General features: G+C 37.7%; 15 protein-coding genes and 1 pseudogene. 2 read left to right on the top strand and 14 right to left on the bottom strand.

Annotated features, from left to right (window positions below):
• Window positions 1-74: 74 nt before the first annotated feature.
• Window positions 75-1,202 carry a tyrosine-type recombinase/integrase gene (locus tag GN277_RS04605; protein ID WP_159750031.1) on the top strand — a complete coding sequence of 376 codons (1,128 nt, stop codon included), beginning with the start codon at window positions 75-77 and terminating at the stop codon, window positions 1,200-1,202.
• A 183-nt stretch (window positions 1,203-1,385) separates the two neighbouring features.
• On the opposite strand, the gene GN277_RS04600 is transcribed toward GN277_RS04605, so the two are convergent.
• From GN277_RS04600 to GN277_RS04580, 5 genes are all read right to left on the bottom strand, one after another.
• Entirely contained in the window at window positions 1,386-2,000 is a 615-nt protein-coding gene (locus GN277_RS04600) for an AAA family ATPase (RefSeq protein ID WP_159750030.1), read from the bottom strand.
• Window positions 1,997-2,773: a DeoR/GlpR family DNA-binding transcription regulator gene (locus tag GN277_RS04595; RefSeq protein WP_244324602.1), complete on the bottom strand. Its 777-nt coding sequence runs from the start codon at window positions 2,771-2,773 to the stop codon at window positions 1,997-1,999. Before GN277_RS04595 ends, GN277_RS04600 begins: the two co-directional genes overlap by 4 nt.
• Window positions 2,774-2,841: 68 nt before the next feature.
• On the bottom strand, window positions 2,842-3,075 hold the full coding sequence (gene dmpI, locus GN277_RS04590) for a 4-oxalocrotonate tautomerase DmpI (protein WP_159750028.1): 234 nt from the start codon (window positions 3,073-3,075) through the stop codon (window positions 2,842-2,844).
• Between the two features lie 268 nt (window positions 3,076-3,343).
• Entirely contained in the window at window positions 3,344-3,808 is a 465-nt protein-coding gene (locus GN277_RS04585; protein ID WP_244324601.1) for a YbhB/YbcL family Raf kinase inhibitor-like protein, read from the bottom strand.
• A gap of 22 nt (window positions 3,809-3,830) precedes the next feature.
• Entirely contained in the window at window positions 3,831-4,391 is a 561-nt protein-coding gene (locus GN277_RS04580) for a TetR/AcrR family transcriptional regulator (protein WP_159750026.1), read from the bottom strand.
• A 226-nt stretch (window positions 4,392-4,617) separates the two neighbouring features.
• Here GN277_RS04580 and GN277_RS04575 point away from each other — a divergent pair, with 226 nt between their 5' ends.
• Window positions 4,618-5,031 carry an EamA family transporter gene (locus GN277_RS04575; protein ID WP_159750025.1) on the top strand — a complete coding sequence of 138 codons (414 nt, stop codon included), beginning with the start codon at window positions 4,618-4,620 and terminating at the stop codon, window positions 5,029-5,031.
• A 340-nt stretch (window positions 5,032-5,371) separates the two neighbouring features.
• Here the strand turns inward: GN277_RS04575 and GN277_RS04570 are convergent, their stop codons facing one another.
• The 9 genes and pseudogenes from GN277_RS04570 to GN277_RS04525 form a co-directional block, all read right to left on the bottom strand.
• Entirely contained in the window at window positions 5,372-5,701 is a 330-nt protein-coding gene (locus tag GN277_RS04570; protein ID WP_159750024.1) for a zinc-ribbon domain-containing protein, read from the bottom strand.
• Window positions 5,702-5,991: 290 nt separating this feature from the next.
• Window positions 5,992-6,471, bottom strand: a pseudogene (locus GN277_RS04565) (lysine--tRNA ligase); the annotation flags it as partial.
• 146 nt (window positions 6,472-6,617) lie between these two features.
• Window positions 6,618-7,871, bottom strand: a complete 1,254-nt coding sequence (locus GN277_RS04560; RefSeq protein WP_159750023.1) for a tyrosine-type recombinase/integrase — start codon at window positions 7,869-7,871, stop codon at window positions 6,618-6,620.
• A gap of 105 nt (window positions 7,872-7,976) precedes the next feature.
• Window positions 7,977-8,207: an excisionase gene (locus GN277_RS04555; RefSeq protein ID WP_244324599.1), complete on the bottom strand. Its 231-nt coding sequence runs from the start codon at window positions 8,205-8,207 to the stop codon at window positions 7,977-7,979.
• A complete protein-coding gene (locus tag GN277_RS04550; RefSeq protein WP_159750022.1) occupies window positions 8,194-8,769 on the bottom strand; it encodes a type II toxin-antitoxin system PemK/MazF family toxin in 576 nt (191 codons plus the stop codon). Before GN277_RS04550 ends, GN277_RS04555 begins: the two co-directional genes overlap by 14 nt.
• Window positions 8,770-8,815: 46 nt before the next feature.
• Complete coding sequence (locus tag GN277_RS04545; protein ID WP_159750021.1) at window positions 8,816-9,397, bottom strand: sigma-70 RNA polymerase sigma factor region 4 domain-containing protein; 582 nt, start codon at window positions 9,395-9,397, stop codon at window positions 8,816-8,818.
• 547 nt (window positions 9,398-9,944) lie between these two features.
• Window positions 9,945-10,664, bottom strand: coding sequence for an ImmA/IrrE family metallo-endopeptidase (locus tag GN277_RS04535; protein WP_159750019.1), 720 nt, complete (start codon window positions 10,662-10,664; stop codon window positions 9,945-9,947).
• Window positions 10,665-10,789: 125 nt separating this feature from the next.
• A complete protein-coding gene (lexA, locus tag GN277_RS04530) occupies window positions 10,790-11,389 on the bottom strand; it encodes a transcriptional repressor LexA (protein WP_159750018.1) in 600 nt (199 codons plus the stop codon).
• Between the two features lie 150 nt (window positions 11,390-11,539).
• Window positions 11,540-12,544, bottom strand: a complete 1,005-nt coding sequence (locus tag GN277_RS04525) for a helix-turn-helix transcriptional regulator (protein WP_159750017.1) — start codon at window positions 12,542-12,544, stop codon at window positions 11,540-11,542.
• Window positions 12,545-12,613: the final 69 nt, after the last annotated feature.

Genomic DNA, 12,613 nt, shown 5'->3' with positions numbered 1-12,613 from the left:
GTTTATGAGAAACGTTCCTTTTCCCTGAATCTATTTTATTATGGGTAAAAAAAGTGGTCAGGAGGAATGTTAATATGTCAAGGCGCGGAGAAAATATCAGGAAGAGGAAGGATGGACGCTGGGAGGGACGGTATTCTGCATATGAACCCCAGTCCCAAAAGAATGTGGTTCATTCCATATATGCCAAAAGCTACAGCGAGGTAAAAGAAAAATTATCTGCGGCAAAAATGGATACGCAATATATGTCAAAAATACGGAAATGTGCAGGAGACGTCCCATTTTATCTGGTGGCAGATAAATGGCTTGCCACAGTCAAAAGTACGAAAAAGCATGCTACTTTTATCAAATACCGTTTTATCTACCAAAAACATATTAAAGAAAAAATGGAAAATCTGGTACTGGCAAAGCTTAATGAGGATATTTTGTCACAGATATTTCAGAATGAAAACAACGAGGTTCTGTCGGACAGTGTGCAGAAAAGTATTTCGTGTGTCATGAACCAGATCCTATCTTATGCGGCATCGAATTATCACACAGAAAAAATCAGATATTCAAATCAGCGGCAGAAAACAGGAAATAAGCCGGTCGAGATATTTAGCCAGACAGAACAGACCCGTCTGCTGCACCATCTGTATGACGGAATGGACGTTTTTAAGCTGGGGATTGTGATCTGCATTTCCACCGGTCTGCGTCTGGGTGAGATCTGTGCTTTGAAATGGCAGGATATTGATCTTGAAAGGAAAATGCTGCATGTAAATTCTACGGTACAGAGGATTACCATGGACGGAAAGGAAACCCGGACAGTTCTTTTGGAAGGAGAGCCCAAAAGTGTATATTCAAAGCGTGAAATACCTTTATCGGATGAATTGGTAAAGCTGATTTTTCCATATTACAAAAATGCGGGGAAATATGTGTTACATAACAATAAGCCTTTGGATCCAAGGACCTACCAGAATAAATTTCGGAAATATCTGCTGGCTACAGACATAGGGCATAAAAATTTTCACAGTCTGCGGCACACTTTTGCCACAAACTATATCAACAGCGGAGCGGATATCAAAAGCTTAAGCGAGATATTGGGCCACTCAGATGTAAAGATTACCCTGAATCGTTACGTGCACCCCACCATCGAAACCAAACGGCAGCATATGAACTCGTTAGCAGCTATTTATGGTCAATATTTGGGTCACGAACTTCCATAAAGACCGTATTTGAGGGATAAAAACGTGATTTTTCGCAGATTAGAGTAATCTGTGAAAATAATGAAATGGATATAATAATAAAAAAAGATATGGCTGTCGATAAATAGATAGTCCTAAATTGTGGCAGAGTTGACTTCTATAAGCCAACTCTGCCCCAGAAATTTTTTAACATGTTTATTTGAGCTATAGGTTACCTTCCTCCTTCCATTCCTCAATTTGTGAAAACAACTTTTCCATATTAATTTTTGAGAAATCTGTTGTATCAACTTTAATCTTTTTGCCATCGACCCAAAAGGCATCAAATCCTCTTTTTTCTATTCCACAAACAAAATTTTCATAAGAAATGGTTTCTGTCTTTAGGGCATTTAGATTATCCTTTTCTGGATAACAGTCATTCACAACATGCCCTCTGTGTCTGTCAGGACTGCTTTCTCGTTCCTGAAAACGCTGGTAAATCACTTTGTAATCACCTGTTAATGTGATGGTCAATGCAGAATATTGATATTTTTCTAAAAGATTTTTTATTCCATGTTCTGATGAATATTCAAAATTATTCTCTAATATAAACGGTTGTCCTGCTTTCATAAGCTGACCTGCAGCATAATACATAATTTCCATGCTTGCAATTCCAAGATTTACTTTTTCTGCTCTCGATTGAAAACCAACATGATCAAACAGCAATTCTTTTATGGTATCCTTTGAAATAACAGGCAGCTTCAATCTTTCTGATATGGCTTCTGCCATAGTGCTTTTTCCTGCTGCCGGAATACCTGTCACTAATATAAAATACAATTTCATACTCCCTTCAAATTAACTGTTTCTATAGCCACTCCAAGTTCCCTTATCTGTATCAGAAAATCCTCAGATATATTATTATCCGTAATCAGTAAATCATAATCACTTACCCTGCATACAGAATGAATGGAATTTTTTCCCATCTTTTTAGACGGATATAATCCAATATTCATCCCACTGTTCTTCATAACGACTTTTCCAAATTCCACACCGGCAGGATCGTGAATAGACGCTCCAAAATCCAAAGATAATGCCGCATGGGACATAAAAGCTTTATCCATTCGGATATTTTCTACCATTTGAATGGTATAAAAATCATGGCAGTGACCGCGATGGGACATTTCCCCTCCCAATAATATAACGGATATATTCATTTTTTTCCGCAACACCTCTGCTATACTAACGGAATTAGTTAATACTGTAATTGTAATATCTTCCGGCAAATTTTCAGCCATATAATATCCAACCAAAGATGTGGTAATATAAATGACATCCTTGTTTTCAATATATTCCACCGCCCTTTTGGCAACCGCCAAGTAATCAGTCCGTATTTCTTTTATATCTACAGGATTGTATGTTGTGGCGGGATAAATTTCTTTTGGATTAACTGCAATGGCGCCGCCGTGTGTTCTCTGCAGCAATCCTTTGCTTTCCAATATCCTTAAGTCCCGCCTTGCACAATCTGCAGAAACCTGATAATATTTCTGAATTTCTGAAACCAGGATTCGTCCCGTTTCGTTTATTTTACTTACAATATCCTTTTGACGTTCTTCCATAAACATAATAAATGCCTCAACTTCATGTTTGCAATCGTTTTATCTTGTTTATATTTTATTATACTTGTTTATTCATGAACATGCAAGTTTTTATTCACAAAAATTTGCATATACTCCGCTTTTACTTTATCAATCGTTTTGCCACCGATACCAAAATTTATGTCAGGTACTTCCTTTATAGTTGTCACAAAAAACTCCTGTGGCACTTCCATAATCTCAGAGGATACTTCCGTTAATCTTTTAATCAATTCCTCTTTTTGCTTATCTGATAAAGTTCCACTTTCTACTGTAATATAGGGCATTTTCTTTCTCCTTTGCGATTATACTTTTCTGTCTCCGTGTTTGAACATCTTCCATTCTTCGATATATGTTATTCCCTTATACGAGGGCTCTTTTAATAGTTCTCTGTAAAAAATCTGATCGGTATGAAAGCCCTGTTATTTCTGAAGTCTCCTTTGCTGAATGCATATCATCCCACCTCTCTTTGTGAGCAAATTTTATTGAGCCTTATCATTTTAATTAGTATAAACTATAAAGTGCGCTTTAAGTCAACAAAAAAGCGCCAAACCATTACTCATATTTGCCAACAATACTCCCCTGCTGAATAATATGTCCCTTTGCCATTTTCATAAAACGTTTTTTTGTAGGTAATCCTGTTAAATCTATCTCACTGTCAAGGGCGTACATTGTAAAACGATATAAATGCTGCCTGCCTTTGGGCGGTTTGGGACCGGCATACTTATACAAACCATAACCGATTCCCTGTCTGGCGTTTCCTAAACATGAAAGAATTTTCCCGCCCGGAATATCTCCGTCTATCTTTTCTCTGGCTGGTATATTAAAGATCAGCCAATGAGTAAAATCCTTAAAGACCGGATGCTTTATATCCTCAAGAATTATGGCAAGAGTCTTTGCATATGAAGATAGATTTTGTATGATAAATTCAGGAGAAATATCCCTCCCCCGTCCTGTATGTTCTACCGGAAATTTTTCTCCATTTTTCATATTACTACATTCAAAAATTAAACTATTCATTTCCATACCTCCAACAAACCAGCTATCTGCTTTCAAGCTGCCTGATAAAATCATCTACGATATTAGACAGACTTTCCTCCACTGAAAATTCGTCATCAAAAAATCCTGCTGTTTCCAATGAAACAAAGCCGTGTAAAATGCTATGAAAATATCGGGAATAATAAATAATATTTGTTTTTTCTTTCGTATATTGGGATAGTATTTTAAATAAAATTGATTTAACCTTCCGTCCTGCCTCAACCAAATTTTCTAAATTACTATGAGGAACTTTCATAATAATACGGTACATCTCAGGATTTTGTTTCACATAATCATGATACGAGAAGGCTATCCCTCGAAGCGCTTCTTCCTTTGTCTTTCCTTTCGCCCCACTCAAGAGCTTATCGCTTAACTGACTCAATGCCATATGGCTAAGGGATATATATAATTCATCAATTCCCTTAATATGCGTATATAGTGAAGCTGGCTTTATATTTAGCTTAGCAGCCAATTTGTGCATTGTTAAATTTTCATACCTTTGTTCTTCTACTAATATTGCTGCTGCTTTAACTACCTCCTCTTTCGTAAGTCCGTGTCTTGGCATAGTTTTCCTCCATTCCTAACATCGTTAGGAATAGTGTATCCTAATATCATTAGGAAGTCAATTCGTTTTTAGCCCTATGGAAAATATGATTAGAAACCAAATAGAATGGAAATATCGTCTGGCTTATGATAAGATGATCCATAGAACATAATCGTTTATAAAGCAGATGTAATATAAAACCTTTGCCCGTAAATCCAGGGAGCAAAGCAGAAAAGGAGATGGTTTTATGTGGTTTGTGTTTGCCCTGCTGTCAGCTATTTTTGCGGCTCTCACATCAATACTGGCCAAAATAGGGATTGAGGGTGTAAACTCCAATCTGGCGACAGCAATCCGTACAGTGGTTGTGGTCCTCATGGCATGGGGGATGGTGTTTTTAACAAACGCTCAGGGCGGGATTTCCAGTATTGGGAAAAAAAGCTGGCTGTTTCTAATCCTTTCTGGACTGGCTACAGGCGCATCCTGGCTGTGCTATTATAAAGCCCTCCAAATGGGCGAAGCGTCAAAGGTTGTTCCTATTGATAAATTAAGCGTTGTCATTACGCTTGTGCTTGCATTTATCTTCCTACATGAGAAATTCACACCAAAGTCCATTGCAGGATGTGTCCTAATTGGTGTAGGCACACTACTCATGGTTATATAAAATAGGCTTCAATACGGCACCGTCAATATTTTGCAGGTTTGAAGGTATGCTCTTTCATCTTCTGTTTAACAAGCTCTTTTTTTTGGGTCATTAACATTAGATGGTAATACTGGGAAGAACTGTTCCGGTGCAAAGTGTGGATAATATACTTCTGTTCAAAGGACAACCGCCCACTATCCCTACCTGCTATAAAATGACTAAACGGATTATAGCAGGTTACGTGAATAGTTCTATAAAAGATTTGCACTGATTCTACTGCTAAAAATAAAAAAGGTAGCTGATTTTCCGTTAAGATAAATCGCTACCAAAGGTAAACAATGTACAATTTTTATATTTTACACTACCACTCGCGAAAACTTGAAAGCACTTGAACCAACTTCGGCATAGACGGCTTTAAACTTATATTTTCTTCCGACCACTCCAATGCAAGCTCAGGTTCTAACGTTCCTAAATCATTAATACCCTCAACGACTCTTTTTCCAGAGCAGATAGGACAGTTCTCACCAGAAGAACGGCTTTTTACACTGGCTTGCCATTCATGCCCGCAAGCCCCTTTCCACCATACTTCTTTATTTGAGCCGTAGGTTACTGTATCGGGGGTAAGCGGCAGGTTGCCCTCCGACCATTCGCATACAAGTTCCGGGTGTATGTCTGCTAGACTATTTTTCATATCAAACCTCCTCCTATTTTCCATACAGTATAGAAAATATCTGATATGGAAGATAGTCTGCGGATTACTGTGTATCTCCCCAAACGCAAAAAAAGGCTCTAAGAGTTTCTTTCCTCTTAAAGCCTTTCTAAGTAATTCACTTATTTTTCTATTCAAAATCCCATATTTCTGTATGAAATGTGCGATTTTTACAGCTCTGCATAACATTCTGCATCAAATGATGTAAGTTTGATGTAAAGATGTAAATCAGGGGTCTAACCCCCTTGATGTTTTTTATCCTGCCATCCGCCTTAATACAGCTTCGCCCCCGCCGGAATATGGTCGTCAACCATTAAGAGATTGAGTCCCTCGCCACCGTCTTCTTTGTGTACGGCTGAAATCAGCATACCCTCGGAGTCAATGCCCATCATCTTTCTCGGCGGCAGATTTACGATAGCGATACAAGTCTTACCAACCAACTCCTCCGGCTCGTAATACTCGTGAATACCGCTTAAAATCGTGCGTTCCCTATCCGTTCCATCATCCAGAGTAAACTGTAACAACTTCTTACTCTTAGGCACGGCAACACATTCTTTTACCTTTACCGCCCTGAAATCCGACTTACTAAACGTCTCAAAATCCACACAATCCGAGAACAGCGGCTCGATTTCCACCTTGGAGAAATCAATCACTTCCTTCGCCGCTTCAACAGCCTTCTTCTCCGCCTTCTCTTGACCTTTCTTAACCTCAGAACCACCCAAGGACTTCATTGTGGGGATTAACATTTTATCCATTTTATATCCCTTCGTATTCATTTAAAATCTATTATTTTTCTCCATATATCAAAATAGATTTTTTATAATTATTTATAATTTCTTATATACAATGTTTTTATTGGCGTATGGATTGGCGTAAGTGGTGTAACCAGCTACTTGAGCTATTCTTTATTTCCCTTCTTAAAATACTCATCCAATCCTTTAAACTCTTTATTTTTTAGTTCCTTCGTAACATCTGCATAGATATTCAATGTTGTAGAAATATCTTGATGCCCTAATATGTCTTGAATAACTTTCACATTTATACCCGCTTCACACATCCGTGTCGTAAATGTATGTCGAAGTATATGACAACTAAAGGGGGGCAACAAAATATTTGTATCCTTATTTTTCAATAATTCCTCATCATTACAGTCTCTGATAATTCTACGGATTGCTTTATTAAGCGTCCCTTGATGTTGTGTTGCCCCAAAACGATTTATAAAAATAAAATCGGAGTATCCATCAATCGTTACCTTACATTCTATACCTAATGTGTCTTGATTTTCTTTCTCTTGAAGGAAGGCTTCCTTAACAAACCCCATCATCGGAACTTGCCTATGACTAGCCGTTGTCTTAGGAGTATTCACATTAAAATAGCATCCATTTTTTGCTTTTTCCTGCCTATGGCAGTAATATACCAAAGTATGATTAACATCAATAATCCCTTTTTCAAGGTTTATATCAGACCATCTCAATCCTGTCACCTCCCCTACACGTAGACCTGTTCCAATCATTACTGCAAATATGGGATACCAATGCGAATACGTATGATTACGTTTTAAAAAATTTAACAATAATTCCTGTTCTGGCTTTGTCAATGCACGCTTTTTTTCAATCTGAAATATATGTGATTGCTTCAATTCTTTTAATACATTATCCGAAGGATTATTTCTAATATAATTATCATCAACAGCCATTTCAAAAACTTGATGTAATACCGTATGGATACTATCAATAGTTGACGATTTCAAACCTCTTTCATCCGCAAGATAATTATAGAAACGCTTAACATCTGATTTCTTCAATGTGGAAATCCTTCGTTTTCCTAAATTATTACGCACAAATGTATTATACATATATTGATAATTTTCAAAAGTATTATTCTTCAACCCCCTTTTCAATACCTTCCATAAATCAAATAGTTCATTAACCGTTATGTATCTTGCCTCAGTCTTTATACCATCATTTTTCGCTTTTACAATTTCTTTTTCCTTTTCCCTAAGTTCCTCTAAAGTCTTTGCATAAATACTATAACGTTTCCCTTTGGAATCTGTCCACCTATAACTATACGTACCATTTTTACGCTGACATTCCCCTGTTTTTAAAACAACTCTCCGTTTATCCTTCCTCTTTACTTGTCCTTTTGTAGCCATAAGCACTATCCTCCTTAATGAATTAGGCATTGCCATAGTAAAATTCTACCTTGCCAATGCCTATATGCCAAATGTGCGATTTTCTTATTTATGCATTTACAAAGATTAAAGTGAGAACATTTTTTCAATATGTTCATCTAACAACTTTCGTTTTATTAGCCGCTTACTCCCTATCCAAAGGACAAAAGGACAATTCTCATCATCCGTAAGCTGACGTAGTTTATTTCTCCCAATGCCAGAGTACAAAGCTGCTTCTTCAATCGTAAGTGTACTTTTTTCCCATATTGGAACAAACTTCTTTTCGTTTTGTTTTTCTATACTCTTATTTTTGTCCACTACCTCTACCTCTTTTTCCAAATACTATCCGCTTATCATACACCACGTAATCATACCCCATATTCTGGCACTTATCGCATCTGTCCTTCGTTGATGATAACGGGTCAAGCCTATGCACAATATAATTAGGATTAGACATATAATCTTTCAGACACTTCGGACATAAGCAACGTATATCGCCTTTTCGGTCTTTCTTAACCATCCATAGTCCAAATGCTTTCTTGAGGGCTATGTTAATGCTTATCCAGCTTTTTTCATCATCAATATAGCCTATATAATCCTCCAGCTCATCCTTATTTACCGTACTTATCTGCTCAAGCAGCACCATCGACGGCTTTTGCAGACCAAAATTTTCTCCTAAAACAACATGGGACGGGAGATAACATTTTTTGATTACCGTTGTAATTGCAGCGACAATAATTGTAGGGGCTTTTGCATTAAAATTGTCAGCCTGCAGGACTAATACAGGTCTGCGCCCACTCTGAATCGAGCCTTCTGTAACTCCAAAATCATGATAGTATATTTCGCCACGCCTAATTGTCTTTTTTTCCTGTTCCTTCACTATCTGTACCTCTCTTTCTTAATAATAAGTAAAAAAATCCTTTCACTTATTTGGAATGGGAAATATCAAATGCCACCTCTCGCCAAAAACATTTTTTCATTTTCTTTACTGCCGCATGTATTGACCTGTCTATGACCTGATAACTTACATTTTCTTCCATGCCGATTTTCCTTGAGCTTTTTCCCTGTACATAATGCTGTGTGATACGTTTTTTCTGTTTTGGGGTAAGCTCTAACATTGCTTTGTGCAGACACTCAAATTCGATTCTTTGGGTTTCCATCCGTTCCTGTTCCTCCCAATAATCTTCGGTTATGAGTTCCTTATGGAAACATTCGGTCAATCCTTCTTCATAGCCGTATGCATCTTCATTATTTATAGAACGTTTACGAAATTTATCTTCATTACGGTTATAATCGCCTATTGCTTCGCCTTGTTCAATGGATAAGAGTACAAATGGCGTATAGCCCTTGATTTCCTCTGGGTACTTTTTTATAATTTCCCGTTCGGTCAGTTCGGACACTATCGCCCATTTCTCATTTCCTGTATATCCGTAGTATTCATATCTAAGATTGATTATCCTGCACTCTTTTTTGAATTGTTCCTGTCTTTCTCCATGTATTTTTATCATTCTCATAATCTCCTTTGAATTTTGAAATTTTGTTAAAAAGCCAAAATTCGGAGATTATGGGTATTTTGCCGTCTGGCATTGCCAAACATCGTAAAACATAAAAGCCTTTCCCAAGCAATGCCGGGGAAAGGACTCTATGCAGTATGAAGCAAACCGAAGCAACAAAAAAACGCCGTAGAAATCAGATAATTAAGGTATATCTCCTTTTTATATCTGGCTTCATACGGCGCATGGTAGTCCAACTATCTGTTGTCTCCGCTTGCTCGATTAGAAATCATATCCATTATTTACTTTTTTGATTCTGGTGTTAGAGAACCTATATTTCTCTTGATACGTTTTATCTTGCGGAAGTATGCAAGGTTTAGTATATGGATTCCTTTACATTTCGGGCATTTGACACGCAAATGACCAGAAATATCAGAATATAGTGTCTGTATTCTGAATCCGCATACTGGACAGAGCAAATCTCTTTCCTGCAATGTCTCTGCTTCTATCCGGGATAACAACAATTTTCTGCTGTTGGCGGGGCTTGCCTGTGCCTGCATGGCTACGCACCTCCTAACTTTAATTCCTGCGATATATATTCACTTATATCATGCTTTTCCAACATATTAAGGTGTGTCAGTCTGATTATCAGAGCTTTATAAGACACTCCGAGGTAATTTGCCATATTCCGCATGATGGCTTTCCCGTCTGCGGTAAATGTTGTATCGCCATATAGCTTGATGAGTTTGGAATCGGCAAACTTGTGTAGGGCATTTTCCACAAGAAATCTTGGCATGAGCAGCGATGCCGCCATTGTATCTGCCTGCCATTCGGCTGACTGGAACATTTGCAGGACTTCTTCCTTGCTATATACCCGGTCGTTATCGTATTCTGAATGGAATCGGGCTGTTTCCTGTGTTGTCTGTACTTTGCCTAAGATGTGGTGCGAGGCTTCGTGCGCCATTGTGAACCGCCGTCTGCCATACTCTTTTTCTGCAAGAAGATATTTGTCTAGTACGATAGTATTCTTCGGGAAAACAAAGGGAATAATTTCTCCGTTAGAATGTAGCAGAATCGGTGTTTCCCCGTCCGCCATAAATCCGACTTTGCTGTAGTCATCTTCTGCAAAGGACGTATACTCAATCTTCAACATTAGAAAATCTGTTATAAAGTGTTCTATATCTATAGATTGAACTGCTTTTTTCGGGTTCTGCTTAGCATATACTTCTATGAGTCCATGGCTGATTTCTTCAAGCTCTGCCCTTGATAAATAGTTACTCAAGCTGTTTTCACCTCCAATATAGCCCTCTCGGAAGATACTATGAACCGATTGGGCAATCTTTTATTTCCGCACTATCTGAAATTGGATAGCGAATTCCTTCTATATACTATAATTCTGACTCTAAATCATAATGCCTTTATGACATGACAGGCAATCCCCTGTATATAGCAGTCGCCAACGACAATATCATCCATATTTTTATTTTCAGGATGGAGTATTATCTTTCGGCTCTGCTCGTCACGATAGAATGTTTTCAGCGTATTTTGATTCTCGACAAGTGCGACTACAATATCTCCGTCACTTGCATAATTTTGTTTCCTGATTACTACAAGGTCGCCGTCGTCTATCCCGGCGTCAATCATTGAATTGCCGCTTGCGTGAAGTATGTAGAAGTCTCCTTTGCCAAAAATGGCTGTCGGGAGTGAAATATATTCCTCAATATTTTCTTCTTCATATTGAAGCGAACCACAAGGGACAGAACCAACAATCGCTGTCTGGGAAGTTTCTGTATTTAATTTCCTCGTTACATCTGTCTGGATGTTCTTGCCGTCGTATTCAATCATTCCATTGTCATTCATGGCAACCAGATATTTATATGCAGTTCCCCTTGATACTCCTACCGCGTCTGCTATTTTAGTGGTAGAGGGCGAAATACCCGTCTGGAGGTAATATTGTTCTGCATATTGGCATATGGCTTTCATTAATTCACGGCTTTTGCTTCTCATTGAGATACCTCGCTTTTCTATCCGAAGCAGTTTGCTTCTGATACTTTTATTATATAGCTTTTTCCATTTTTTTCAAGAGCGTATTCCAACGTAAAAGAGAGGTGTTGCGATATCACAACACCTCTGAGGATTTTTATATCTCTTGTTCAATTATATTTTGGCATTACCTATATACTCATTCTCCATATTCTCATTCGCCCTTAATATCATCTGTCGATACTGTTCTTTTACGCTTTCTGGCGCAAGTATCTTGACTTTGCCGCCAAACCCAAATATCCACCCGAAAAAGGTAGGGCTTACCGAAACCTCGACATCCGCTTGAAAAGAAGCTACATCGTGGGAAACCGTAGATATATCTTCTCCAAATCGGTCAATCATTGTTTTCATCAAACTGTTATCACATTGTAAATTAACCGTTGTTACATCTTCCCCATCATACATATAGAATACCTGCTTTGTAAATTCTGCAATATCAAAACCTTCTGGGACAGGTTGCGCATCTATTGTTAATATTTCTGGCTGTGACGCTATGCGGTCAACTCTGAATGTGACTATTTTCTGCCGCTTTTCAGAATAACCTACAACATAATAGTAATCGTCATTCCAAACTAAATGATACGGGCTAATCGTATAGAGTTCCCCTTGGTTTTTCAATACTTTTTCTTTTAATCCTGTGTATTCATAATATTGATAAGAAATCTGCTTTTTTTCATTAATTGCGTCATTTATTGTATCAACAATGTAATAGATTCGTTCATTGTTAGGCTTTATCCGTCCTGAGACGTAATTATTCCGTTTTAATTTCTTTCTCTGCCCGCTGCTTGTGAGCATATGTATTTTCTCTATGAGGGCTTGGCTTTTCTTGCTTGTGATGAACTTTGATGATTCTACTGCATCAATGAGCAGTTTTAATTCTGGCAGTTCAAACTGGCGACTTCCTATAAAATATTTACATTGTGTAGAATGGATGGTAACAATATCTATACCAAATTCCTGCAATGCAGCAATGTCTTTTGCTATCGTTGTCCTATAAGTTGAGATTCCATATTGCTCGTCCAGCATTTCTATTAATTGTTTCGTTGTCAATGGATGTTCTTCGTCGGTAGATTGCTCTAATATCCGCAGCAAATATAATATTCTTGGTTTTGACTCCATATTCCTCGTCCTTTCGGGAAACATTGTCAATTCGACCTTAACCTTTAAATTGATTTTACACATTGTAAT

Origin of the sequence: Sporofaciens musculi (assembly GCF_009830285.1) — a bacterium.
In the GTDB taxonomy this organism is placed as follows: Bacteria; Bacillota; Clostridia; order Lachnospirales; family Lachnospiraceae; genus Sporofaciens; species Sporofaciens musculi.
The sequence above is the reverse complement of the archived record's forward strand: the minus strand, read 5'-3'. Positions and strand labels throughout refer to the sequence as shown.